26 protein-coding genes and 1 pseudogene are annotated in these 24075 nt (G+C 68.3%); 18 read left to right on the top strand and 9 right to left on the bottom strand.

The features are described from left to right. Positions 1-63: 63 nt before the first annotated feature. The 4 genes from ACO2Q3_RS24530 to ACO2Q3_RS24515 all read right to left on the bottom strand — a co-directional run bounded on the left by ACO2Q3_RS24530 (position 64) and on the right by ACO2Q3_RS24515 (position 5038). Positions 64-1485, bottom strand: a complete 1422-nt coding sequence (locus tag ACO2Q3_RS24530; RefSeq protein WP_423311509.1) for an NAD(P)(+) transhydrogenase (Re/Si-specific) subunit beta — start codon at positions 1483-1485, stop codon at positions 64-66. Beyond that, positions 1482-1820 carry a proton-translocating transhydrogenase family protein gene (locus ACO2Q3_RS24525; protein WP_423311507.1) on the bottom strand — a complete coding sequence of 113 codons (339 nt, stop codon included), beginning with the start codon at positions 1818-1820 and terminating at the stop codon, positions 1482-1484. The genes ACO2Q3_RS24530 and ACO2Q3_RS24525 overlap by 4 nt, the downstream gene beginning before the upstream one ends. Before the next feature lie 190 nt (positions 1821-2010). Continuing rightward, positions 2011-3144: a Re/Si-specific NAD(P)(+) transhydrogenase subunit alpha gene (locus ACO2Q3_RS24520; protein ID WP_423311505.1), complete on the bottom strand. Its 1134-nt coding sequence runs from the start codon at positions 3142-3144 to the stop codon at positions 2011-2013. 70 nt (positions 3145-3214) lie between these two features. Beyond that, positions 3215-5038 (bottom strand): AMP-binding protein, encoded by a 1824-nt coding sequence (locus ACO2Q3_RS24515; protein WP_423311503.1) that lies wholly within the window; start codon positions 5036-5038, stop codon positions 3215-3217. A 225-nt stretch (positions 5039-5263) separates the two neighbouring features. Here ACO2Q3_RS24515 and ACO2Q3_RS24510 point away from each other — a divergent pair, with 225 nt between their 5' ends. From ACO2Q3_RS24510 to ACO2Q3_RS24485, 6 genes are all read left to right on the top strand, one after another. Continuing rightward, a complete protein-coding gene (locus ACO2Q3_RS24510) occupies positions 5264-5908 on the top strand; it encodes a TetR/AcrR family transcriptional regulator (RefSeq protein WP_423311501.1) in 645 nt (214 codons plus the stop codon). 88 nt (positions 5909-5996) lie between these two features. Then, complete coding sequence (locus tag ACO2Q3_RS24505; RefSeq protein ID WP_423311500.1) at positions 5997-7274, top strand: beta-ketoacyl-ACP synthase; 1278 nt, start codon at positions 5997-5999, stop codon at positions 7272-7274. A gap of 71 nt (positions 7275-7345) precedes the next feature. Next, a complete protein-coding gene (locus ACO2Q3_RS24500) occupies positions 7346-7918 on the top strand; it encodes a TetR/AcrR family transcriptional regulator (protein ID WP_423311498.1) in 573 nt (190 codons plus the stop codon). Between the two features lie 244 nt (positions 7919-8162). Beyond that, positions 8163-9173, top strand: coding sequence for an NAD(P)H-dependent flavin oxidoreductase (locus ACO2Q3_RS24495; RefSeq protein ID WP_423311496.1), 1011 nt, complete (start codon positions 8163-8165; stop codon positions 9171-9173). A gap of 142 nt (positions 9174-9315) precedes the next feature. Then, positions 9316-9966, top strand: a complete 651-nt coding sequence (locus ACO2Q3_RS24490; RefSeq protein WP_423311494.1) for a flavin reductase family protein — start codon at positions 9316-9318, stop codon at positions 9964-9966. After that, complete coding sequence (locus ACO2Q3_RS24485; protein ID WP_423311492.1) at positions 9963-10409, top strand: GFA family protein; 447 nt, start codon at positions 9963-9965, stop codon at positions 10407-10409. The genes ACO2Q3_RS24490 and ACO2Q3_RS24485 overlap by 4 nt, the downstream gene beginning before the upstream one ends. Before the next feature lie 12 nt (positions 10410-10421). Here the strand turns inward: ACO2Q3_RS24485 and ACO2Q3_RS24480 are convergent, their stop codons facing one another. Next, complete coding sequence (locus ACO2Q3_RS24480) at positions 10422-11102, bottom strand: TetR/AcrR family transcriptional regulator (RefSeq protein ID WP_423311490.1); 681 nt, start codon at positions 11100-11102, stop codon at positions 10422-10424. A gap of 46 nt (positions 11103-11148) precedes the next feature. Beyond that, positions 11149-12114 carry an alpha/beta fold hydrolase gene (locus tag ACO2Q3_RS24475; protein ID WP_423311488.1) on the bottom strand — a complete coding sequence of 322 codons (966 nt, stop codon included), beginning with the start codon at positions 12112-12114 and terminating at the stop codon, positions 11149-11151. A 284-nt stretch (positions 12115-12398) separates the two neighbouring features. On the opposite strand from ACO2Q3_RS24475, the gene ACO2Q3_RS24470 reads away from it, so the two are divergent. Then, the gene (locus ACO2Q3_RS24470; RefSeq protein WP_423311486.1) at positions 12399-13013 is read left to right on the top strand and encodes a TetR/AcrR family transcriptional regulator; all 615 of its coding nucleotides are present in this window, start codon (positions 12399-12401) and stop codon (positions 13011-13013) included. Between the two features lie 117 nt (positions 13014-13130). Here ACO2Q3_RS24470 and ACO2Q3_RS24465 read toward each other — a convergent pair whose 3' ends face one another. After that, on the bottom strand, positions 13131-13739 hold the full coding sequence (locus ACO2Q3_RS24465) for an RES family NAD+ phosphorylase (protein WP_423311484.1): 609 nt from the start codon (positions 13737-13739) through the stop codon (positions 13131-13133). Then, positions 13740-14465, bottom strand: a complete 726-nt coding sequence (locus ACO2Q3_RS24460; RefSeq protein WP_423311482.1) for a hypothetical protein — start codon at positions 14463-14465, stop codon at positions 13740-13742. A gap of 546 nt (positions 14466-15011) precedes the next feature. Here ACO2Q3_RS24460 and ACO2Q3_RS24455 point away from each other — a divergent pair. Further along, positions 15012-16997 (top strand): ParB/RepB/Spo0J family partition protein, encoded by a 1986-nt coding sequence (locus tag ACO2Q3_RS24455; RefSeq protein WP_423311480.1) that lies wholly within the window; start codon positions 15012-15014, stop codon positions 16995-16997. Positions 16998-17277: 280 nt separating this feature from the next. Further along, positions 17278-17499, top strand: coding sequence for a hypothetical protein (locus tag ACO2Q3_RS24450; RefSeq protein WP_423311478.1), 222 nt, complete (start codon positions 17278-17280; stop codon positions 17497-17499). 429 nt (positions 17500-17928) lie between these two features. On the opposite strand, the gene ACO2Q3_RS24445 is transcribed toward ACO2Q3_RS24450, so the two are convergent. Further along, on the bottom strand, positions 17929-19029 hold the full coding sequence (locus tag ACO2Q3_RS24445; RefSeq protein ID WP_423311476.1) for an NADH:flavin oxidoreductase: 1101 nt from the start codon (positions 19027-19029) through the stop codon (positions 17929-17931). An 806-nt stretch (positions 19030-19835) separates the two neighbouring features. Here ACO2Q3_RS24445 and ACO2Q3_RS24440 point away from each other — a divergent pair. The 9 genes and pseudogenes from ACO2Q3_RS24440 (at position 19836) to ACO2Q3_RS24400 (ending at position 24075) form a co-directional block, all read left to right on the top strand. Beyond that, positions 19836-20147, top strand: a complete 312-nt coding sequence (locus ACO2Q3_RS24440; protein ID WP_423311474.1) for a DUF736 domain-containing protein — start codon at positions 19836-19838, stop codon at positions 20145-20147. A 72-nt stretch (positions 20148-20219) separates the two neighbouring features. Then, positions 20220-21116: an ArdC family protein gene (locus ACO2Q3_RS24435; protein WP_423311472.1), complete on the top strand. Its 897-nt coding sequence runs from the start codon at positions 20220-20222 to the stop codon at positions 21114-21116. Positions 21117-21227: 111 nt separating this feature from the next. Beyond that, positions 21228-21449 carry a helix-turn-helix domain-containing protein gene (locus ACO2Q3_RS24430; protein WP_423311470.1) on the top strand — a complete coding sequence of 74 codons (222 nt, stop codon included), beginning with the start codon at positions 21228-21230 and terminating at the stop codon, positions 21447-21449. A 63-nt stretch (positions 21450-21512) separates the two neighbouring features. Further along, positions 21513-21800 (top strand): annotated as a pseudogene (locus tag ACO2Q3_RS24425) (DNA -binding domain-containing protein); the annotation flags it as partial. A gap of 93 nt (positions 21801-21893) precedes the next feature. Next, on the top strand, positions 21894-22178 hold the full coding sequence (locus ACO2Q3_RS24420) for a transcriptional regulator domain-containing protein (protein WP_423311468.1): 285 nt from the start codon (positions 21894-21896) through the stop codon (positions 22176-22178). A 58-nt stretch (positions 22179-22236) separates the two neighbouring features. Further along, the gene (locus ACO2Q3_RS24415; RefSeq protein WP_423311466.1) at positions 22237-22680 is read left to right on the top strand and encodes a DUF2285 domain-containing protein; all 444 of its coding nucleotides are present in this window, start codon (positions 22237-22239) and stop codon (positions 22678-22680) included. A gap of 127 nt (positions 22681-22807) precedes the next feature. Beyond that, the gene (locus tag ACO2Q3_RS24410; protein WP_423311464.1) at positions 22808-23092 is read left to right on the top strand and encodes a helix-turn-helix transcriptional regulator; all 285 of its coding nucleotides are present in this window, start codon (positions 22808-22810) and stop codon (positions 23090-23092) included. 12 nt (positions 23093-23104) lie between these two features. Beyond that, a complete protein-coding gene (locus ACO2Q3_RS24405) occupies positions 23105-23563 on the top strand; it encodes a DUF2840 domain-containing protein (RefSeq protein ID WP_423311462.1) in 459 nt (152 codons plus the stop codon). Beyond that, a complete protein-coding gene (locus ACO2Q3_RS24400) occupies positions 23560-24075 on the top strand; it encodes a S26 family signal peptidase (protein WP_423311460.1) in 516 nt (171 codons plus the stop codon). The genes ACO2Q3_RS24405 and ACO2Q3_RS24400 overlap by 4 nt, the downstream gene beginning before the upstream one ends.

Raw genomic sequence — 24075 nt, 5'->3', positions numbered from 1 at the left:
GCCAGCCTGGACGAAGTTGAGGGCGAGCCGCCCTTCTTCGGGCTGCACGAAATGGGCCTCCCACTACAGCCCCTTGAGGATCCCCTCGACCATCTTCTTGGCGTCGCCGAACAGCATCATGGTGTTGTCGCGGAAGAACAGCTCGTTCTCGACCCCGGCATAGCCCGAGCTCATGCCGCGCTTCACGAACAGCACGGTGCGCGCCTTTTCCACGTCCAGGATCGGCATGCCGTAGATGGCGCTCGACGGGTCGGTCTTGGCGGCCGGGTTGGTCACGTCATTGGCGCCGATGACGAAGGCCACGTCGGCGGTGGGGAACTCGGCGTTGATGTCCTCCAGCTCGAACACCTCGTCATAGGAGACATTGGCCTCGGCCAGCAGCACGTTCATGTGGCCCGGCATGCGCCCGGCCACCGGGTGGATGGCGTACTTCACCTCCACGCCCTCTTCCTTCAGCTTGTCGCCCATTTCGCGCAGCGCGTGCTGGGCCTGGCTGACCGCCATGCCATAGCCGGGGACGATGATCACCTTGGACGCGTTCTTCATGATGAAGGCCGCGTCGTCAGCGGAACCCTGTTTGACCGGCCGGGTCTCGACCTTGCCGCCGGCCGCCGCGGCGCTGTCGTCGGCGCCGAACCCGCCCAGGATCACGGAGATGAAGCTGCGGTTCATCGCCTTGCACATGATGTAGCTGAGGATCGCCCCGGACGAGCCCACCAGGGCCCCGGTGATGATCAGCGTCACGTTCTCCAGGGTGAAGCCCAGGGCCGCCGCCGCCCACCCCGAATAGGAGTTCAGCATCGACACCACGACGGGCATGTCGGCCCCGCCGATGGGGATGATCAGGGTGATCCCGACCAGCAGGGAGAGCGCGAAGATGCCCCAGAAGGCCCAGATGGCCGAGCCGCCGCTCATCACCAGGATGACGATCAGGGCGACGATGGCCAGGCCGATGGCGATGTTCAGCAGGTGCCGGGCCGGCAGGATGATCGGCGCGCCGCTCATATTGCCGTTCAGCTTGGCGAAGGCGATCACCGAGCCGGTGAAGGTCACGGCGCCGATGGCGAGGCCCAGGCTGAGCTCCACCAGGGAGTTCAGGTGCACCTGGCCGGTGGCCGTATCCAGGATGCCGTAGGCCGCGGGCGTATGGATCGCGGCGACGGCCACCAGGCAGGCGGCCATGCCCACCAGGCTGTGGAAGGCCGCCACCAGCTGCGGCATCGAGGTCATCGCGACCCGGCGGGCGATCAGCGCGCCCACCCCGCCGCCGACGGCCACGCCGCCGCCGATCAGGGCCAGGGTCAGGGGGTCCAGCTTGCCCTGGCTCCACAGGGTGACCAGGGTCACGCCCACGGCGATGGTCATGCCGATCATGCCGTTGCGATTGCCTGCCTGGCTGGTGGTGGGCGAGGAAAGGCCGCGCAGCGCCAGGATGAACAGGACGCCGGAGACGAGATAGAGGATAGCCGCGAGGTTGGCGTTCACTTGGAAGCTTCCTTCTTCGCGGGCTCTTTCTTCTTGTACATGGCCAGCATGCGCTGGGTGACCAGGAAGCCGCCGAAGATGTTCACCGCGGCGAAGGCGGCGGCGACCGCGCCGGCCCCCTTGGAGATCAGGATCGAGCCGGTGAGCTCGCCGCCCGGGCTATGCGCCGCGGCGGCCAGCAGGGCCCCCACGATGATCACCGAGGAGATGGCGTTGGTCACGGCCATCAGCGGCGTATGCAGGGCCGGCGTGACGCTCCAGACCACGTAGTAGCCGACGAAGATCGCCAGCACGAAGATGGCCAGGCGGAAGACGGTGGGATCGACAGCTTCCATCAGTTTTGGAGCTTCCTGAATTCTGTGATGAGGATCTCGTTCAGCCCGACATCGACGGCGACACCGAGACTTAGGGCGGCGCAGCAGATCATCAGCGGCCAATGCCGGATGAACCAGGGGACCCAAGCCTCTCGGGGCTCACGGGGCCTAGCCGGCGGGCGGGTCCGCTCGATCGGAAACTCGATGACGTTCATGCGAAGAGTTCGGAACGAAGGATCTTGCCGCCCTGGGTGACCATCGCGGCCTTGAGGATCTCGTCCTCGTAGTCGGGGGCGAACTTGCCCTCCTTGTCGAGCAGGAGCCCCGCGAAGGCGAACAGGTTGCGCGCATAGAGGGCCGAGGCGTCGGCGGCGATCCGGCCGGGCAGGTTCGGCTTGCCGAGAAGCTTCACGCCGTTGGCGGTGACGGCGACCTCGCCGAGCTTGCCGCCCTCGACATTGCCGCCCTGCTCGATCGCCAGGTCGACGATCACCGAGCCCGGCTTCATCGAGGCCACCTGGGCGGCGCTGACCAGCTTGGGCGCCGGGCGGCCCGGGATCAGGGCCGTGGTGATCACGATGTCCTGCTTGCCGATGTGGCCCGAGATGAGCTCGGCCTGCTTGGCCTGGTATTCGGCGCTCATCTCCTTGGCGTAGCCGCCGGCGGTCTGGGCGTTCTTGAATTCCTCGTCCTCGACCGCGATGAACTTGGCGCCCAGGCTCTCGACCTGCTCCTTGGTCGCCGGCCGCACGTCCGTGGCGGTGACCACCGCGCCCAGCCGCCGCGCCGTGGCGATGGCCTGCAGGCCGGCGACGCCGACCCCCATGATGAACACCTTGGCCGCGGCGACGGTGCCGGCGGCGGTCATCATCATCGGCATGGCCTTGCCATAGGCCTCCGCGCCCTCGATCACCGCCCGATAGCCGGCGAGGTTGGCCTGGGAGGACAGCATGTCCATCACCTGGGCCCGGGTGATCCGCGGGATGAACTCCATCGCGAAGGCCGTCGCGCCCTTGTCGGCCAGGGCCTTCAGCGCCGCCTTCTCGACATAGGGATTGAGGCCCGCGGCGACGATCGCGCCGCTCTTCAGGGCCGCGATCTCCTCGTCGACGGGCGCGCGGACCTTGAACAGGATGTCGGCGCCCTCGATGGCCGCCTTGGCGGTCTTGGCGAGGGTCGCGCCCGCCGCCTCATAGTCGGCGTCGGGATAGGAGGCCGCCGTCCCGGAGCCCGCTTCGACGGTCACCTGGAATCCGGCGGCGATCAGTTTCTTGGCGGTCTCAGGCGTGGCCGCGACGCGAGTCTCGTTCGTTCGCGTCTCTCGAGTGACCGCGATTATAGTCATGATTTCGTCTCTACGAATTTGGAACGCGTCGTTGGGAAGACGAGAGGCGAATGAGGTTTGTCCCGCGTCCCTAGAGGACGACGACCCGTGCGCACGGCGATGGCGCGTAGAGGTCCTCGATGAGGTCCGCCTGCGCCGCCAGGACGGCGCGCTGGTTGACATAGCCCTTGTCGGTGATCTCACCGGCGCCGAGGGATGGAGCTTGGTTGAGGATCGCGAAGCCGGCGATCCGCCGGGTCGCCGCCGAATTCGCTTGGTTGTGGCTGGCGAGTTCCTGCGCGATGCGCCGCTGCAGCTCCCCTTCAAGATCGGGACCGTTCAACCCCGCACCCGCAAGCTCCGCGCGGGCGCTCTCTGTGGCCCACACGAGGACGCGCACGTCGCCGCGGTCGTGCCCTGCGATCACAACCTCCGAGACCGACGGCGCGGCCGCCAGCACCAGGCCCCGCAACTCGCCGGTCAGCACCCACGAGCCGTTGCGAAGCTTGAAGTTCTCGCTGAGCCGTCCGGCAAAGCGTAGACCCTTTCGCGGGTCGGCCGCGTCGGCGAACTTCACCGCGTCGCCGATCCGGTAGAACCCATCCTCGTCGAACGCGGCCTCGGTGAGGTCTGGCCGGCGGAAATAGCCTGGCATGACGTTCTCGCCTCGGACTCGGATCTCGTAGCGGTCGCCAAAGGGGAGCAGCTTGATCTCCACCCCGGGGAACGGCAGGCCGATCTCGCCGCGTCCCTCGGCAGGCCAGTGCGTGGTCGAGATGCCGGGGCCGGTCTCCGTGGTGCCATAGCCTGAAACCAGCGGAATCTCGCGACCGGTGGCGGCAATGGCCAGCGCCTGGAATCGCTCCCAAATATCCCTCGGCAAGGCCGCGCCGGCATACATCACCCGTTCGATCCGGTGAAAGAAGCTGCGGCGCAGTTCGTCGTCGGTCTCCATGGCGTCCACCAGCATCTGCAGGCCAGCAGGCACGTTTTGGCAGGACGTGACGGAGATTTCCTTCAGGTTGCGCAGCGTCCGACCGAACAGCTGGGGCGTCGGGCGTCCATCGTCGATGTAGAGCGTCCCGCCCTCGCGCAGCGTTCCGTGCAGCGTGTTGTTGCCGCCCATGGTGTGATGCCACGGCATCCAGTCGACGATCACCGGCGCTTCCGAGCTCCGCACCAGGAGGCTCGCGGTGTGGATACAGCAGCAGAGCATGCGCTGGGTCTGCGGCACGCCCTTCGGCGTGCCGGTCGAGCCGGACGTGAAGAGGATCTTGCCGATGTCGTCCGGACCCGAACTCGCGAACACGGCATCCACCTCTGCGGTGGCCTCGACGGCCGCCAGCGCCGAGAAGGCCGTCGCCGTCGGGTCCGGCGCGACGCTGATCCACTCGGCGTTGGCGAACCCCGCAAGGGTACGGAGCTGCGCGAGCGGCGCGGCCGCCTGCGCGAAGACCATCGCCGGCCTCAGGGTCTCGGCGATCTCGGCGAGGCGCCGAACCCCATCGGGATGGGCGCTGTAGGCGGGTGAGATCGGCGCCACGGGCGTACCGGCAAGCATGCCCCCGAAGGTGATGAGGGCGTGTTCGATCGAATTGCCCGTCAACACCGCGATCGGATGGGCCTGCCCGTGACCGCGGTCGATCATCGCCTGGGCCAGGCCCCGTGCGCAGCGCCACGCATCCGCGTAATTGATGCGACGCCATTCGCCAGCCGCGTCCCGTTCGGCCAGGAAGGTGCGGTTCGGCGCCTCAGCGGCCCAATGGGCGAGATACTCACAAATGTGCCGGCGGTATTCGCCCACCGCGAGCGGCGAGCGCAGGAGCAGGCTGCCATCGGCGAGGTAGCTGACCTCCACTGCCGGCGGGGCGAATCCTAGATCGGCCTCATCCTGAAGCTCCAGCGGCTGGCTCATCACGTCCTCCCGACGGGCCCGAGACCTGCTGTGACGCCTTCCCGAGCGCTCGCCCGGCCGGCCTCAGCCAAACGTGTCCCGCTGAGGCGTCACCAGCAGATTGGGTCATTGCGTTCTAATTAAGAACTTACTAGAGTTGGAGAATGGCGCCGTCAATTGGATTGTTGGCCATCAGCCGACCCTGCGAGCCCCAGCGGCGCTCTGCCGTGGATTCGGGCCTGGCGGGTGCGGCGGCGGAACGTGACGCCGCATTGGGGGGCAATCCCTTTGCGCTACCCGCCTGAGCACAAGGCCGCCACGCGCGATCGCATCCTCGATGCGGCTGCGCAGAGGTTCCGGGAAGGCGGTCCTTCGGCAGTCCAGATTCCCCGCTGCATGGCCGATGTCGGCCTATCGCACGGCGGGTTCTACCACCACTTCGAATCGAAGGACGAGTTCATCTCTGAAACCCTTTCGCGCATCTGGACGCAGAGCCGCGGTGTTGCGGGGCTCGCGGGCACCGCCGCCGAGCCAGCGTTGGCGTTGAGCCAATTTCTCGATCGATACCTGTCGATCACCCAGTGCGAGCGCTCGCGCGGAGCCTGCCTGTTGCCGATCGCCTTGCCGGAGGTGGACAACCTACCCGCCCGGGCGGGCGAGGTCGTGCGCACGGCGGTTTCGCAGCTTACCGGGCAGATCCAGGGGCTACTCACGGAGCTCGGCGCGGAGGACCCCGAAAGCGCGGCGGCCCTACTGGTGGCCGAGCTGATCGGAATTATCACTTTCGCTCGTGCTCAATCGCCGTCGAAACAAGGCGCCCTTCTGTCTGCCGCGCGCCGCCAATTGAGAGACGCTCTGGGCCTTCCCTCTGGCGAGCGACCTGACCGGTGAGGACGAGGGTCGCTGCGCACGTGATCGATCCATCTAACCTGCAGCGTGGCTGGGCGATGCCGCCGCGCCTCAACCCCCAGGGCCGGTCGTGACCTTGGCGGCATGCGAGCTGGTGGTGACAGGGCTGGGCGTCGTCTCGCCGCTCGGCTGTGGCGCGGAGGCTGTGTGGCGACGGTTGCTTGATGGCGTTTCCGGGGTAACGCGTCTGCCCGACGACCTGGTCGCGTCGCTTCCGGCGAAGATCGGCGGCCGCGTTCCGGGGCGCGACGCCGACACCGAGGCCGGGTTCTGCGCGGAGCTCGCTGGCGACGCGAGATCGATCCGTAGGCGCGACCGCGTCAGCCTCTTCGCCTTGGCGGCAGCTCGCGAGGCGCTGTCGATGGCCGATTGGAGCCCTGGGGCCGAGCCAGAGCGCCAGCGCACCGGAACGGTCATCGGCACCTCCCTCGGCGGCCTCCGTACGATCACAGAGGCCACCCGGGTGGCGCGGACGAGCGGGCTTGGCCGGCTTTCCCCTTTCACCATCCCCACGGCGCTCGCCAGCCAGGCCGCGGGCGTCGTCAGCATTGTCCATGGACTGCAGGGTCCGATCAGCGCCCCGGCCAACGCCTTCGCCGCCGGCGCCCAGGCCATCGCCGATGCGGCGCGCCTGATCCGGGCTGGCGAGGCGGACGTTGTAGTCTGTGGCGGTGTCGAAGCGTGTATCGACCCGGTGAGCCTCGCCGGCTTCGCCGCGGCGCGGGCCCTGGCGGCTCGCTTCAACGAGACGCCCCACGCGGCCTCTCGCCCGTTCGATGTCGGCCATGATGGCTTCGTCTTGGCGGAGGGCGCTGCGATCCTTGTGCTGGAATCTGCGACACATGCACGGGCGCGCGGCGCGCGGGTTCGAGCCCGCCTGGCAGGCTATGCCAACACCGCCGACGCCCACCACATCACCGCGCCGCCCGAAGATGGCGCAGGCGCTGCCCAGGCCATGCGGCTGGCGCTCGCGCGCAGCGGGATCGGTCCCGCCGAGATCGGCCACCTGAACGCCCACGCGACCTCGACGCCCCTCGGCGACAAAGCTGAGGCCCACGCCATCCGAAGCGTCTTCGGCGACGCCGGTCCGGTTGTCAGCGCCACCAAATCCGCCAAAGGCCATCTCCTTGGGGCGGCCGGGGCCTTGGAGGCGATCTTCTGCATCCTGGCGCTAAGCGACCAGCTCGCCCCGCCGATCCTCAACCTGCAGACGCCGATCACTGCGGCCGCGGGCCTGAACCTCGCCGGTCCCGGCGCCACACGCCTTGCAACAGACTTCGCGGTCTCGAACAGCCTGGGCTTTGGCGGCGTCAACACCAGTCTCGTCTTCGGACGGCCCGACCGATGACCGGGCCAGGCGCCACGGCGGGGGATTTGACAGCGGCTGCGCCCGAGCCTCGTCGGACGCCGAAAGGCCAGATGACCCGGGATCGCCTGGTCGATTGCGCATTGCGCTCGGCTGCGCGCGACGGGTTGGCGGCGGTGACCTTCGGCGCCCTGGCGCGACAGGCGAAGATCTCGAAGAGCGCGGTGCTCCGGCATTTCACCGCCAAGGAGGCCCTCGACCTCGCCATCGTGGATGAGGCGACGCGTCGCTTCTTCGGCGCCGTCTGGGCGCCTGCTGCTGCGGCGGCGGCAGGCCGCCCGCGGCTCGAGGCCCTGGTCGAGGCCTGGTTGGCCTGGGAGACCAAGACCTGGGCCCACTGTGGATGTCCGCTGCGCGCGCTGAGCGCGGAACTCGACGACCGGCCCGGCGCAGCCCGCGAGCACCTGCGCAGCGCGTTGGAGCGGTTCCGCCGCAGCGCCCGCGCCGCACTTCGGACCCTGAGGTCGCCGCCCTTGTCGGAAGCTGTCGCCAGGGACGCCTATTTCGAGCTGCGCAGCCTTTTCCTCGGCCATGCCGAGGCGCGCCGGATGATGGGCGACGTTGAGGCGGAGCAGCACATGGCGGCCGCGTTGCGCCGCCTTCTCGATCGCCTGCAGGGCAGCTGAGCGCACGCCGCATCAATCCGAGGGCGGCGGTGTAAGGCCTTGCCGGGTCGCTAGGCGCCGCGCGTGCGGAAGAGTTCCGAAATAGAAGCCTGCCATGCGCCCGAGCTTCCGGACCGCTCGGCGAAGGCGTCATGTAGGCGAGCGGTGGATGAGGATCTCGTCCGAGCATTGCGGATGCCGAGTGAGTGCGATAATAGAACTATGCGCCCGAACTGGAGGCGCGAGGTGCGGCGAGGAAGCGGCGATGAAGACGAGGATCACGGAGCTGTTCGGGATCGAACGTCCGATCATCCAAGGCGGCATGCACTATGTGGGCTTGGCCGAGCTTGCCTCGGCCGTCTCCAACGCCGGCGGTCTAGGCATTATCACCGCGCTGACGCAGCCGACGCCGGAGCACCTGCGCCAGGAGATCCGCCGGTGCCGCGAGATGACCAACAAGCCCTTCGGCGTGAACTTGACCTTCCTGCCCGGCATCGCGCCGCCCGATTATCCCGGCTACGTCGAGGTGATCATCAGCGAAGGCATCAAGGCGGTTGAGACCGCCGGCAACAATCCGGTGAAGTGGCTGCCCTTCCTCAAGGAAGCGGGCGTGAAGGTGATCCATAAATGCACGTCCGTTCGCCACGCGCTGAAGGCCGAAGCCATCGGTTGTGACGCCGTAAGCGTGGACGGCTTCGAATGCGGCGGCCATCCCGGAGAGGACGACACGCCCAACATGATCCTGCTGCCGCGCGCCGCGGACGAGCTCTCCATCCCCTTCATCGCCTCGGGCGGGATGGCCGATGGCCGCTCGCTCGTGGCCGCGCTCTCACTCGGCGCCGACGGCATCAACATGGGCACGCGCTTCATCGCGACGCGCGAGGCGCCGGTGCATGAGAACGTCAAGCAGGGGATCTTGTCCGCCACCGAACTCGACACCCGGATCATCATGCGGCCGTTGCGGAACACCGAACGGGTGCTGATCAACGCGGGTGTTGAGCGCCTGATCGAAAAGGAGCGGCGTCTCGGCCAGAGCATCACCTTCGAGGACATCGCGCCGGAAGTGGCGGGGGTCTATCCGCGGGTCATGCGCGAGGGGGATATGGACGCAGGGGCCTGGAGCTGCGGCATGGTGGTGGGACTGATCCACGACGTGCCGACCGTGCAGGAACTCCTGGATCGTGTGATGGCGGAAGCCGAGGCCATTGTCCGCGCGCGCCTGACCGGCCTTCTCGACGCCAGCGTCGCGGCCGCGCGCGCGTCCGTCCCGGCCTAAGCACGGGCGCCCCCCGATCCCGCGTCGGGATGCCCTCTCGCACGGGATCGGACGTTCGCAGTGCTGACCGAGCGTCCGGATCTGCTGCCCCCTTGAGCTGCACATCGCAATTGAAGAACGCGAAGTTCCTGTCGAGGCGCTGATGAAGTTCCACTACTACGAGCCGTCCGAGGGCCACCGCCTGAAGCACAATCCGCTCAACGCGCTCGTCGCGCCGCGGCCGATTGGCTGGATCTCGTCGCGAGATGCTGAGGGGCGGGTGAACCTCGCGCCCTACAGCTTCTTCAACGCCTTCAACTACGACCCGCCGATCATCGGCTTCTCGTCGATCGCGTGGAAGGACAGCGTCCGCAATGCGTCCGAGACAGGTGAGTTCGTCTGGAACCTGGTGACGCGCGAACTCGGCGACCGGATGAACGCAACGTCCGCGCCGGTGGCCCGCGGCGTGGATGAATTCGGGCTCGCCGGCGTCACCGCCGTACCGGGGCGCGTCGTCAACGTGCCACGCGTGGGCGAGAGCCGGGCCGCCATGGAATGCAAGGTCGTCGACATCGTCCAGTTCCGGAACCGGGATGGCGAGAAGGTCGGTGGCTGGCTGGTGCTCGGCGAGGTGGTGGCGGTCTATATCGACGAGACCTTGCTCGAGGGGGGCGTCTACCAGACGGCCGAAGCCTATCCGATCATGCGCGCCGGCGGATTGAACGACTATGTCCAGGTGACGCCGGAAAACGTGTTCCAGATCACGCGGCTGGCGGGCGCCGGCAGCAAAGAGCACCATGGCGCGGCCACATGACGATGCTCAGTGGCTCGTGCGAATGCGGCGTCTGCGCCTTTACGGTGAAGCGGCCGCCGAAGGCGCGGTTCATCTGTCACTGCACCCTTTGCCAGACCTTCACGGGACAGCTCTTTTCCGATGTCACGGTGGTCCGCGGCGCGGATGTGACGCTGGTGAACACGGACCACGTCGTGTTCAGGACCTACCGTCCGCCACCGAACATCCGCCGTGGCGCATGTCGACGCTGCGGCAAGCCGGCCATCGAGGTCGCGGGCGCGGGTCCTGCGAAGATCATGTTCATCCCCGCACGCAACTTTGCGCGCCAGGACCTGCTTCCGCCGCCACGCATGCGGATCTTCTACGACAGGCGGGTCGCCGACGCGGTCGACGACTTGCCAAGGCATGAGGGCTACTGGCCCAGCCAGTTTGCCGTCGCACGGCTTCTGATGCGCGGCCTGTGAGGTTGGAACCGCTCAGCCCTGCGCCTGGGGTCTCAGGTGCTGAAGCCCCACGGGGCCGCTAGTCGCCGGCCGACTAGCCTTCCCGGGCGAGGCGGCACGAGCCTCGCTTCCGAGCCCGGCGACCGTGGCGAAGAAGGCGCTGAAGAGCGCGGCGTCGTCGCCGAAATCCGACCTGACCGCATCAAAAGCCGCGAACCTCGAGAGCTCGGCAAGGCCGTGGGCTGCGCACAGCGCAACCAAGACGCCGAGGTCCGGTTTGTTATCCGAGCCTGCGGGGAAGACCGGCGCCCAAGCGGATTTGTGGGCGGCGAGGAGTTCTGGTGCGGAGCGCGCTGCAGCTGCGTCGTCGCACATGACTCCGAAGAGCGCCGGGTTCTCCCGCGAGAACCGGAAATACGCCTCGGCGATGGCCGCATGCCGGTTGACCGATGGCGCTGCCCCTGCGTCGACCAGCGCCTGCCTCAGGCGTCGCCACCCCTCCTGCGCGACGGCGCCGATGAGATCGGCCTTGTCCGCGAAATGGTGATAGGGCGCGGCGCAACTCACGCCCGCCTCGCGCGCCAAGGCGCGCAACGAGAGTCCTACGACGCCTCGCTCCACAAGAATCCTGCCCGCCGCCTCGAGTAGCGCGCGCCGCAGGTCGCCATGGTGGTAGGTCCGCGCCAAGGCCGCATCGGTCGGCGTGGCGGCCAAGGCCCGCGCCGGCCCCCTTTCGGAGCCTCTGGCCGACGACACGGTCTTAGAGCCCCGCCAGCCAGTCGAGGAGGTGCTTGGTCACCTCGGCAGGCCGCTCCTGCTGGGTCCAGTGGCCGGTTGCGGCCAGGGTGTGCACGCCGCGAAGGTCGCTCGCATGTTGGCGCATGAGGCCTTCTGGGTCGGGAGCGAAGCCGAACAGCGTGAAGGCGATGTCCCGATCCCCGCCGATCAGCAAGGACGGCTGCTCAATCCGCCGCCCCTTGAAGGCCTGGAGCCAGGCGAAGTCGCGTTCGTGGTTGCGGTAGCGGTTCATGGGGCCTCGGAAGCCTGACCGCTCGAATTCACTCACGTAGTAGTCCAGGTCCGAGGGGCTCAACCAGGCTGGGAAGGCGGTCGGGTCGGCAAGCCCCTCCAGCAAGCTCGCGCCATGACGTTTCTGCGGCCAAGTTCCCTGCGGGGCGTCGCCGCTGAGGGCGTAGTAGAACTTGCGAAGAAAGCCGCGCACGTCCCGCTCGGCTTCCGCCTCGGCGGGGCCGACATTCTGAAGCCAGGCCTGGTAGAAGAATTGACCCCGAGAGGTGAAGGTCTCGGTGTAGATGTCGCTGAACGGACGGGTGGGAACCCCGCTCCAAGGCACCGACAGGCCAGCGACCGCTGAGAACTCGTCCGGTCGCGTCAGGGCCGTGGTCCAAACGATCGGCGCGCCCCAGTCATGGCCAACGAGGATTGCCGGTGAGTTCGGCTGCAACGCCTGACGGACCTGTGAGACGTCCTCGGAGAGCTCCTGGAGTCCATACGCATCCACTGCGGGGGGCTTGTCGGACCCGCCATAGCCCCGCACGTCGATCGCCGCGACCTTGTAGCCGGCGTCTGCGATCGGCCCGATCTGGTGGCGCCATGACCACCAGCTCTCGGGGAACCCGTGGACGAGGATGACCAGCGGGCCGTCGCCCTGGATCGCGGCCCGGATCCTGACTTCCCCAGTGTCGATAGTGACAAAATCCGGCATGCGCCCTCCCCAACGGTCAGGCGCGCCCGTCGCGCGGAGCGGCGACATTGGCGAGGACGAGACGGGCCATTGGCGCCTCCGGAAGCTGGAGGAGATCATGCCGAGTTTCGATTTATGACGTCAAGGTTCATTCCGATTCAGGGACATCTATCGGCAATTCATGAGGAAATGGCGGGCCGCTCAAGGGAATCCTATGAGGTGGCGTTTATTGTAAGTGTCAAAATCGTACTCGATTTTCGCGGATCGATCTGCTAGCCGACGCACGAAACCCCGGACCCCGTCACATGCCGCGAGAAGTCGCCCCAGCCGAGGTCGCCGCCTTCCGTCAGCGCTTCTGCGAAGCCGCCGTCGCTCTTTTCGAACAAGGCGGCTTCGCGCGCCTGAGCCTGCGGAAGCTCGGCGAGGCGACGGGCATGAGCGCGATGACCCCCTATCGCTATTTCGCCAGCAAGGCCGCCATCCTGGCGGCATTGCGCGCCCTGGCCACCGATCGGCTTGCGGACCGTCTCGAGCGCGCGCTCGACGTCCCGGGGTGCGGCCACGCTCGGGCGCGTGGCGTGTTCGCCGCCTATGTCGACTTCGCCTTGGACGAGCCTGCCGCCTATCGGTTGATCTTCGGCTTCGAGCCCGGTCCGGCGGAGCCCTGCACGGAGCAGGAGGCCGCCACTGGCCGGCTTCACGGTGTCCTGACGCGTGCGGGTCAGGTGCTTGAGGACGCCGAAGCGGAAGGCTCTGGCGCCGGCGGTCTCGGCGTCCTCTGCTGGGCGCTCGCGCATGGGACGGCCTCGCTGTACCTGGCGAGGCCGAGCGTGATGAAGGGAGACGATCCGCGGACGATCGCCGCCGCCGGCTTGGAGGCGTTGCTGCGGGGGGTGCGCTCGACCGGACACGGCGACTGAGGCGGCGCCCTGATTTGCGGCTTCTTTCGGTCGGGTCACCACGGCCACGGCTGGCGCGACCGCCTGTTGGTCGACAGTTCCGCGCAGGGGCTTTGCCTTTGGCGAGGAATATCTCGCTCAGACCAACGCCACTTCGAACTCGCCTAGCGCGGCGGCCAATCCCGACGCGCGCTTGAGCACGGTCGTACGCGTCGACGTCAGCTTCAGGATCGCACGGTCGTAGAGGGCCAGATTGGTTTCCCCGTTCAAACGTGACGGATAGATCAGGCCATCGACTTGCTCAGGGTGCGCGTGGACGGCCACCGACCAACGCCGAGCGAGCCCCTGCTTGGATCCGCGGACCACGTCGGTCGGTATGCCCATACGGATTGAGTGGCCATTGCGCAGATCGAGGAGCTTCAACTCCGTCGCGACCTCGATTTCGGCATAGAGGCGGCTATCGAGTTCGCGCTCATCCATCAGGTAGTCACCGACGACGCCATCGCGCTCGTCGCGGAGCACCGCCTCGAGGAAGCAGACCCGCAGCGACGAACCGAGATAGAGCACGCCGAACCGGTTGGTGGCGATGCGCCGACGGGGATCGCTGAACCGGCTGGGGGTCTTTCCGTACCCTAGCGGGTCGGGGAAGCGCTGATGGTAGATGCGGCCGAAGACCTCGCCTGGCTTGATCCGGGCGAGGTCGAGCTTGGCGGTCGCGAATGCGGGTGTCGGCTCGCGCGAGCCCACCTAGGCGAACGCGCCACGCGCAACGCTCTCGGCGACCTCGATCACCTCGTCGTCCCGTCCGCGGCGCAGGGCGTCGAGGGCGCTCTGACCGTCCAACTCGGAATGCTGCTGCACGAGGAAGCGATAGACCGTCCACGGACTGTCGCCCAGCCGGTCGAAGATCTGCGGCAGAGCGGCGAAGGGCCGGCCGTTCTCGTCCAGCTGCCAGGCCGGGAAGCGGAAGCCGCGGCGGGCGCCTTCCAAGGCCAGGACCTCGTGCTTCTGGCGCTTGGCGTTGACCGTCACCCGTGACACGCCCAGCAGCTCGGCGAAGGCGTCGGCGCTCAGCATCTCCTCGCCCGCGAGGATTTCGGCCGCCCGGTGGCGGCCCCTGGCGCGGGCGGCCGTCAAGGCTTGCTCAAGCTCGTCGTCGACCGCTACCGGTGTCGCGGACTGGGTGATGCTTGGCGCAGCCGGCTCACCGGCGCCACGCACATGCGGTCGGCCATCGGCGTCGACTTCGACAACGAAGCTGGTGGCTTGGCCGCTCGCCTCGCTCTCGGCGATCCGCTCGCCCAGGGTTTCCATCAGCGCCGCGACGCTCAGCTTGAGTTTTCGGTCCGCGAGCTTGGAGGCGGTCTGATGAGATAGAAAAACCTTGAATGGCGACGTCTTGACGCTTGCAGACTTCGGCCCGGTCCGGCTGGACGGCTTTGTGCTGCTCGCCACGGACTTGGCTTGGGCCATGGGCGTGGATCCTTTCGGCCCGAATGTGAGCCTCTGCGTTAGGTTCGTCAATTACGTTAAGTTGGTAAAGTCTCGGTTGGGGAAAGCCTTCCCCTGCGGTCGAGCCCCCGGGTCTCGCCCGACCCCTTCCAGCGGGACAGGCCCCGCAACGCCCCGGGGAGAATTCGGAGAGCGGCCGGCGGTCACGCTCGGTCCCGCCGCGCCGGGCGCGGCTCCTACGGGCGTGACGCCTTGGGCGCGCTTCGGCGCCGCCGGCCGCTCGACGGCGCGTCCCGCCGTGCAGCGCCTTCGGCGCGCAGGCTCCTTGCAGCCTTTCCTTGCGCCGCACTGGCGCGCGGCGGTGGCTTGGGGCTCCGCCCCCGGCGCGCTTCGGAGCGGCTTCCGCCCAGCTTCGGGCTGGGCAGGACCGGCAGGACCGCAGGGCTCTGAAGCCCTGCAGCCGGTTCCCCGCGAAGCCGCCCGCTCCGCTTGCACCCCCGGTCTCGCCGACGGGCAGGGCTGCAGGCGCGCCTTGCGCCTGCAAGCCATGCCCCAAGGAGCAGTACCATGACCCAACAGGTCGAGATCGTTCACCAGGACGGCGACGTCATCGACGTGCCGCTCAACAAGCTGAAGAAGTCGCCGCGCAATGCGCGGCGGACCCCGCATGCCCCCGCCGACATCGAGGCCCTGGCCGCCAGCATCGCGGCGAAGGGCATCCTCCAGGCGCCGGTGGTGGAGCCCGAGACCGACGGCGAGGGCGCACCGACCGGCTTCTATTTGGTGACCATCGGCGAAGGCCGGCGGCTCGCGCAGCGCCTGCGCGCGCAGCGCAAGGCGATCAAGAAGACCGAGCCGGTGCGCTGCGTGGTCGATCTGAACAACGACCCGCACGAGATCAGCCTGGATGAGAATGTCACGCGGACCGCCATGCACCCGGCCGATCAGTTCGAGGCGTTCCGCGAACTGGCCGAACGGCGGGGCCTTGGCGCCGAGGAGATTGGCGCCCGGTTCGGCGTCTCGGCGCAGGTGGTGCGTCAGCGGCTTCGCCTGGGCGCCGTCAATCCGGCGCTGATGGAGCTCTATCGGGCGGGCGACCTCAACCTCGACCAAATGATGGCGTTCGCGGTCAGCGAGGACCATGCGCGCCAGCAGCAGGTGCTGGACCAGCTGGGCGGGCACCGTCCGCCCTACCTGATCCGCCGCGCCATGACCGAGGCCAAGGTGTCGGCCACCGACCGCCGCGCCATCTTCATCGGCGCCGAAGCTTATGGCGAGGCGGGCGGGACGATCCTGCGCGACCTCTTCACCGAGGACGGCGGCGGCTGGTTCGAGGATGTCGGGCTGCTGGACCGGCTGGTCGCCGAGAAGTTGGCGGGGATTGCGCGCGAGGTTCGCGACGGCGAGGGCTGGAAGTGGGCGGAGCCGCACATCGACTTCCCGCGCGCACTCGGTTTGGCACGCGTCTACCCGCACCCGGTGGAGCGTTCGGAGGAGCAGAAGGCGAGCATCGACGCCCTTTCCGAGGAATACGACGCGCTGGTGAGCGAGTGGGATGCGGTCGAGGACCTGCCGCCCGAGGTCGAGGCGCGGTTCGCCGAGATCGATGCGGACCTCGAAGCCTTCGGCGACGGCACGGCCTACGACCCCGACGAGATCGCGCGCGGCGGGGTGTTCGTGATCCTCGGCCAGGATGGGGTGGCCCGCATCGAGCGCGGGCTGATCCGGCCCGAGGACGTGCCCACGCCGGAGCCTGAACCTGAGATCGGCGAGGCCGAGGCCCGGACGGAGGGGGACACGGAGGACGAAACCCGCCCGGAAGCCGAGGAGCCGGAGGAAGAGGCCGGTGCGCCGCTTTCGGAGCGCCTGATCCTCGACCTGACGGCGCACCGGACCCTGGCGCTGCGCGACGCCCTGGCGGGAAACGCGACCGTGGCGCTCTCGGCGGTGGTCCATGCCCTGGCCCTGTTCGCCTTCTACCCGGCCTACGAGCGACCCACCTGCCTGGAGATCAAGGGCGTGTCCGCCTACCTCGACGGCCATGCGCCGGGCATCGACGACACCCGCGCGGGGCGCGGCGTCGCTGAACGGCATGCGGCCTGGGCGAGCCGTGTGCCCAAGGAAGCGGACGAGCTTTGGGCCTTCGTGGTGGACCTGCCGGTCACCGACCTGCTGGACCTGCTGGCCCACTGTGCCAGCCTGACGGTCAATGCAGTGCGAGCGCCCTTCGACCGCAGGCCCGGCGCCTGGGCGCATGCGGATCGGTTGGCGCAGGCCGTGGACCTCGACATGAGCGGCTACTGGACGGCCACCGTGGCGAGCTATCTGGGCCGCGTCACCAAGGCCCGGATCGGCGAGGCGGTGCGCGAAGCGGTCTCGGGCGAGGCTGCCGAGCGGATCGGCGGCTTGAAGAAGCCCGACATGGCGTCCGAGGCCGAGGCGCTGTTGGCTGGGAAGGGCTGGCTGCCCAGCCTGCTGCGCAAGCCTGTTCCGGTCGAGCCCGAGTCCCGGCTTGAACGGCTGGCGCCGACGCCGACGGAGCAAGCCGCCTAGGGGCAGCCGCTTTGGCGGCCGGGTCCCTATGCATCAGCGCCGCCGCGCCTCGCGCGGCGGCGTATTGCGTTGCAGCTCTCCTGGCAGGTCGTGGCCGGTCACAACCAGGGCGGAGTCGCCAACTATCCGATGTTCTGCTTTTGTTCGAACTTCGGAGGTCTGCCCATGCCTGCCAACGACAACCAACCCGCGCCGGCCGCAGCGCCGCAGAGGCGCGCCTTCATCGTTCCGATCTTCGCTGCCGGCCGGCCTCGACCCCGGCCCCGGCCGGTGGCGTGACATGGCGAGCCACGTCCTGAACTACGAAGTCCACCGCCGCACCGACCTTGAAGGGCGAACGCTCTACTTCATGATCTACAGCGGCAGTCGTCGGCGACAGCACACGTTCTTCGAACCCTCCCAGGTTCCGGCGTTCGAGGGCGCCAGCGCCTGGTTCGCCATCGAGCGGGATCACCGGGGCGGCTGGACGTTCCTCCGCCAGGTCGAGGGTCGGTTCGGATGACGCGACGGCCGATGACCCGGGCCGAGTTCAAGATCATTCCCGGGTCCGGCGACGCGCGCTTGGAGGATCATCGGCGCTATCCGCTCTGCCACGTCATGCTGTCCTGCGGAGCTTGCGCTTGGGCGCGCGGCTACGACCCCGAGCGGATCATCGACCGGCTGCGAACCCTCAGAGCCGGCGGGCACAGGACCCCCGTCAAGGACATCGCCCGTCGTGTCGCATGGCCATGCCCGGCATGTCGGCGTCTCCATTGGGCGGCGGAACTGGCCTGGCCGCCAGGGGTCACCGACAGCCAGGTCCGGCGGAGAGCCAATCTCTACCGCAACTGACGGCGCCGGGTGACGGCGTTGCGGCGGCGGCTTGCGCCGCGCACGCCGCCTACCACGGCGACCTTGATGACCAATCGCGGAGGCTGGGCGTCAGCGTCTTCTAATAGAGGGTCGCCATCGCAGAGCGGTCGAACGCGGCAAGCTCGCCATGGCGGCCTTCGCGGATCTTCACAACCCAAGCCGGGTCCTGCAGCAAGGCGCGGCCGACGGCGACGAGGTCGAAGTCGCCGCGATCCAACATCTCCTCCAGGCGGTCCAGCGAAGCGGGTTCCGGCGCTTCCCCGCCATTGGCCGAGATGAAGTCGTTGGTGAGGCCAACCGAACCGACGGTGATGGTGGGAACGCCCGTGATCTTCTTGGCCCAGCCGGCGAGGTTCAGGTCGCTGCCTTCGAATTCCGGCTCCCAGAAGCGGCGCTGCGAGCAGTGGATGGCGTCCGCGCCGGCGTCGACCAGCGCGCCGAGCCAGGCTTCCAGCGCCTCAGGCGTCTCCGCGATCCGGGCGGCGAAGTCCTGCTGCTTCCACTGGCTGACCCGGATGATCACGGGAAAGTCTGGACCGACAGCCTCTCGCACGGCCCTCAGGATATCGGCGGCGAACCGGGCCCGGCCACCGATATCCGCGCCGCCATAGGCGTCCTCGCGCAGGTTCACGCCGTCCCAGAAGAACTGGTCGATCAGGTAGCCGTGAGCGCCATGCAGCTCCACGGCGTCGAATCCGAGGGATTTCGCCGCGTCGGCGGCGTCGGCGAAGGCGCGGATGGCATCCGCGACCTCCTCCTCGGTCATGGCCTCTCCGAACCTCTTGCCTGGCCTCGAATAGCCGGAGGGGCTGTCATAGGGTCCGGGGGGCGCCCAGTCCGCGTTGCGTCCGCGCACGGAGCCCACGTGCCAGAGTTGCGGCGCGATCAGGCCGCCTTCGGCATGGACGGCGTCGACAACGCCTTTCCAGCCGGCGAGCGCGTCCTCGCCGTGGAAGCGCGGGAGGTTGGGATCGTTGAGCGAGGCCGGCCGATCGACGCCGGTGCCCTCGGTGATGATCAACCCCACTTGGTCCTTCGCCCGCCGGGCGTAGTACGCGGCCACGTCTTCGCTCGCCACGCCGCCCGGCGAAAAGTAGCGGGTCATGGGCGCCATGACGACGCGATTGGGAAGCGTAAGGCCTTTGAGGTCGAAGGGCGTGAACAGGAGATCGGAAGCCATGTCGTTCCTCGCGGCGGAGCCGAATTCAAACGCTGTTTCTTGACCTCGGCCGCCTCTGCCGGCAGCGCCAGCCGGCCCCGCAAGACAGCGAAGAACGAGGTCGAACCGGTCGCAGCCAAGACCATTCCCGGTCCAGGCCTGGCGGGTCGTGGGGAGCGTCCGAAGTCTATCGGCCACTCTGATCGATAGCCGTAGGCCGCCCGCCGCCCCTGGGGTATGTCTCGATGCGCCTTTGTGTTGGTATTTCGCGCCACATCGCCGCCCTTCCTGGAGCGCCAGTTCAGGCCGGCAGGGGCCTAGGCGCTGCTGACCGGGAAGGGTCGGTTGCCCAGCCTGTTGCCCAAGCCTGTGCCTGCCCAGCCTGAGCCCTGGGGGCCGGCGGTCGAGTTGGGCCTGACCTAAGACGCAGTTTCGCGCGCGCCGCGTCTGCGGCCGTCTCGAACCCGGGACGCCGTCCGTCGAAGGGTGAGCGGCCCTTTCTCCCGCGCTGAGGGCGCCGGCGCCGTGGTTCCAGGGGGGAGGACCGCCATCGACGTCCCCGCGATCTTCGCACCGCCCCATGCCGCCTCTCTGGCCTGATCGGGCCGAAAGGTTCGGGCCCAAGCGGGCCCCGCCGTCCGCCGCAACACCGGCTCAAGCGACTTCTTTCCCCTGGCCTTCGGCCATTCCTCGCGCACCAAACAAGTCGTCGCCGGTGTCCTCCGCTGCGCTCCGGGCCTGAAGGCTGCGGCGGCCGTCGCCCCTCGACCTGGGGATCGCCATCGAGGCCGCGATGGGCGCGGTCCGAGGAACCAGGAGACTTCACCATGGCGACCATCGGCACCTTCACCAAGGACGACGCCGGCAACTACAACGGCTCCATCAAAACCCTGACGCTCGACGTCAAGAAGGCCACCTTCCGGCAGGTCGAGAAGGACAACGACAAGGCCCCCGACTTCCGCATCTTTTCCGGCCAGACCGAATTCGGCGCCGCCTGGAAGAAGACCTCGCGCGAGGACCGGCACTACCTCTCGGTCAAGCTGGACGACCCGAGCTTCCCGGCCCCGATCTACGCCAGCCTGGTCGACGCCGAAGAGGGCTACAGCCTGATCTGGTCCCGCCCCAACGGCGCCAACTGACCTCCCGCACGGCGTCCCGCCGACCGGCGGGGCGCCGCTTCCCAGACAATCTCGAATGAAGAGGAGGCCGCCATGTCGCGCCTCAACGAGACTTCACGCCCGGACCTCTATACGCGGGTCACGAACGCCATCGTCGCCGATCTTGAGCGCGGCGTGCGCCCCTGGACCAAGCCCTGGTCTGCCGAACACCTGGCCGGACGGATCAGCCGACCGCTGCGATCGACGGGTGAACCCTACAGCGGGATCAACGTCATCCTGCTCTGGGCCGAAGCCGTCGCCCGCAGCTATGCCGCCCCGATCTGGATCACCTTCCGCCAGGCGCTCGCGCTGGGTGGCCACATCCGCAAGGGCGAGCACGGCGCCACCGTGGTCTACGCCAACAAGTTCAGCCGCACAGAGACTGGCGACGACGGCCAGGATGTCGAACGTCAGATCCCGTTTCTGAAGGCCTACACTGTCTTCAACGTCGAGCAGGTCGAAGGCCTGCCGGCGCCCTTCTACGCGGTCGCAGAGCCCAGGCTCGACGCCGTCCAGCGGATCGGCCACGCCGAAGCCTTCTTCGCTGCGACCGGCGCCGACGTCCGACATGGCGGGGATCAGGCCTACTACGCCGTTCATCCCGATTACGTGCAGATGCCGTCCTTCGAGACCTTCGTCGATCCGGAGCGCTACTACGCCACCCTGGCGCATGAGACGACGCATTGGACGCGCCATCCGTCGCGGCTGAACCGTGATTTCGGCCGCAAACGCTGGGGTGACGGCGGCTATGCTCAGGAAGAACTCGTCGCCGAACTTGGCGCGGCGTTCCTCTGTGCTGATCTGGGGCTGGAGCTGACTCCGCGCGAAGATCACACCGCCTATATCGAGACCTGGCTGCAGGTGCTGCAAGACGACAAGCGCTTCATCTTCGCGGCCGCGGCGCACGCGCAGCGCGCAGCTGACTTTCTGCACGGGCTGCAGCCGGCCTGAGGAGAGGGGCGCTTGGCAACGCCCCGAGCGCCGGCGGGGCGTTGCCTCGTCGTGCTCGAATACCTAATATCCTAGGTGGCAGTATATTAGGTGACGCGGCTCCCTCGCCGCATGAAACTGCGAGGGATTGTCGCCAGAAACCTGAGACGTCTGCGGAACGACAGCGGGTTGTCGCAGGAGGATCTGGCGGACCGTGCGCAGATCAACCGAAACTACGTCGGCATGCTGGAACGCGAGGAACACGCGGCAACGGTCGACATGCTCGAAAAGCTGGCCGAGGTTCTCAGCATCGATCCGGCCGAGTTTTTTAGGCGCGACGACCCCGCTCGCTGATTGGCCGGCGATCGCAGGCCGCACCTCCCGGTCGAGTGACTCGCAGGCGCCACGCGCCTACGGTCGGCTACCGACGTGGAGGGCCGCCGGTTGACGTCTACCATTGCCGACCAGGCACCGACGGAACCGTCGGTCACCGACTACGATCGCGCACATCTGACGCTCTACCTGCGTCTGCTTGATGCGGACGCCGAGCGGGTGGCCTGGGACGAGGTGACGTCCCTGTTGCTGGCGATCGATCCCGCGCGCGAACGCGACCGGGCCCGTCTACGCTACGAGACGCACCTGTCGCGCGCGCGATGGATGACCGACCAGGGCTATCTCGACCTGCTGAAGTCCGGTCGCGGCTAGGCCATGCGCCCGGCGCATGGGGCTCTGCGCCAGCGCTGCCTTGAATGCCGCAATTGCGAGCCAAGTTGTGCTTAGTTCGACTGCGCGTCTGGGATGTTCCCATTTTCCTTGGGCCGTCGCACGGAGACAGCAATGCCGCCGCGGGACTGGCGCGTGGAGTCCGACTACGATCACGTCGACGACCTGGGTCTGTCCGGCCTGGCGTGGGAATTCCTGAGGCGCAATCCACAGTATCAATCCGACTATCGGGCTGCCGTTCGGGGCGGCGGTCCTGACGCGCCCGAGGCGGGAGGCGGGCTTCCGCCCCGATGGGGGTTGCGGTTTCCCGGCCGATCCGACGGTCGAGGCCGCCGCGGCAAAGTGCTTCTGGCTTGCTGACGTCGCGCCGGCGGTTGTCGTCCAACTGGCGCCGGCCGTGGCGCCGCCGGCGCGAACCTTGGACCTCACGGGCGTGGCGCTCGACGCGCGGGCTGCCACCGACGGCACGCATGTCGTGCTGCGAAGCGGCCTCCAACTGTTGCTGCTCGCCGGCGCATCGCTCGCCGATCCGCTGGCGGTCGTCCTACCGTTTGACGCCGACCTACCGGCGCGTTTGGCGGCCACCGAGGCGCTCCACGCGCTGGCCACACGCGGCCGGATGCCGCCCGATGCGCTGACCGGCCAACGTCGGGCCCGGCTCAAGAAGATGCTGCGAGCGCTCGATGGCCGCACGGCGACGGCCAGCTATCGCGACGTGGCCCAGCACCTCGTCGGCGAGGTGCAAACCGACTCTTCCGCCTGGCGCACATCGTCGGCCCGCGACGTGGCGATCCGCCTCTGCCGCGGCGCCGTTCGCCTCATGCGGGGTGGCTATCTGGCCCTGCTGCGCAAGCGTCGCTGAACCCTGAGGGGTGGCGCTTTTCGGGGCGCCGAAGATCACCATCAGCCTGCCGACCGGCGCTGCGCCAGGGTCGCCGCCAAGCGCTGGGACCAAGGCTCGGCGCGACCCGATCCCCTGGAGACCCCCGATGTCCGATCCCCTCGCCGGCTTCCCGCCGCGATACCTGCGCACGCCCGAGGCGGCGCGTTTCCTCGGCCTCTCCGGCCGCACGCTGGAGAAGCACCGCACCTATGGCACCGGCCCGACGTACCGCAAGATCGGCGGGCGGGTGGTCTATGCGCTGGCGGACCTCCAAGTCTGGGCCGAGCGCGGCAGCAAGACCTCCACCAGCGACGCCACGGCCGACAGCGTCCTGCCCGCCAAGCGGCATGCGGCGATCTCGCCGGCCTATGCGCCGCGCGGCGTCCGCTGACGGACCGCCGCCATGCAGACTGAAGTCGAACTCCTGTGGCTGGAAGGGCAGATCGAGCGCTGGCTGCGCTTCGGCCAGCCCGCCAGCGAGCGGATCATCGATCGGCGTCGGCGTGTCGTTGGGTTCGCGCCAGGCGCCATGTTTGCGCTGGTCCGCTGGCAGGCGAACGACTTCGGCACGGCCGCGTCGCGGATCGACATCCTGCGGGCCGTCGCACACCGCGAGGCGTTCTCCACCGTGCCGTTCGTGGCGCCCGGTGGGGAGTTGTTCCTGCACATCGGTGGCTGGCCGAAGGTCCAGCGGGTGCTGGAAGCCATCGACGCCGTCGAACAGGCTGGGGTCGATCCTTGCGAGGCCGCCCCGGAACATTGGCGGCATGTGGCCTCGCGCCTGGAAGCCGGTCAGGCGCCTCGTCCCTACACGCCGGCCCGTCACCGAGCTTGGCGGCTTCGGCGGAGGTTCTGGTCATGACCGACCGCTGGAAGACGATCGCCGCCACCTTCGGCGCGGCGGTCCCGCTGGCCTTCACCGCGCTGATCTCGCCGTTGCCGGCTGTGCTCTGGAACACCACGGCCAGCGCACCGATCGGCTTTTATCGCGTGCGGCCGGTTGGCCGCCTCGACGTCGGCGACCTAGTGATCGCCGGGCCGCCGGAGCCGCTCGCGACGTGGCTCGATGACGCGGGATATCTGCCCCGTGGAGTGCCTCTGCTGAAGGGCGTCGCCGCTGTCGCGGGGCAACGGGTCTGCCGCACTGGCGATATCGTCACCGTCGACGGCCGTCCAACGGCGCGGGCAAGGAAGCGCGATCGCCTCGGGCGATCTCTGCCAACCTGGCTGGGCTGCCGGCGGCTCGCGGTCGGCGAGGTCTTCCTCCTCAATCCCGCTGCGCCCGACAGCTTCGATGGACGCTACTTCGGGCCGACCGAAGTTGGGGATGTGCTCGGCCGTGCGACGCTCCTCTGGACGTGGAAGGAGCGCTGA

Origin of the sequence: Caulobacter sp. KR2-114 (assembly GCF_049446115.1) — a bacterium.
Lineage (GTDB): Bacteria > Pseudomonadota > Alphaproteobacteria > Caulobacterales > Caulobacteraceae > Acaudatibacter.
This window is presented reverse-complemented; position numbering and strand designations above follow the sequence as displayed.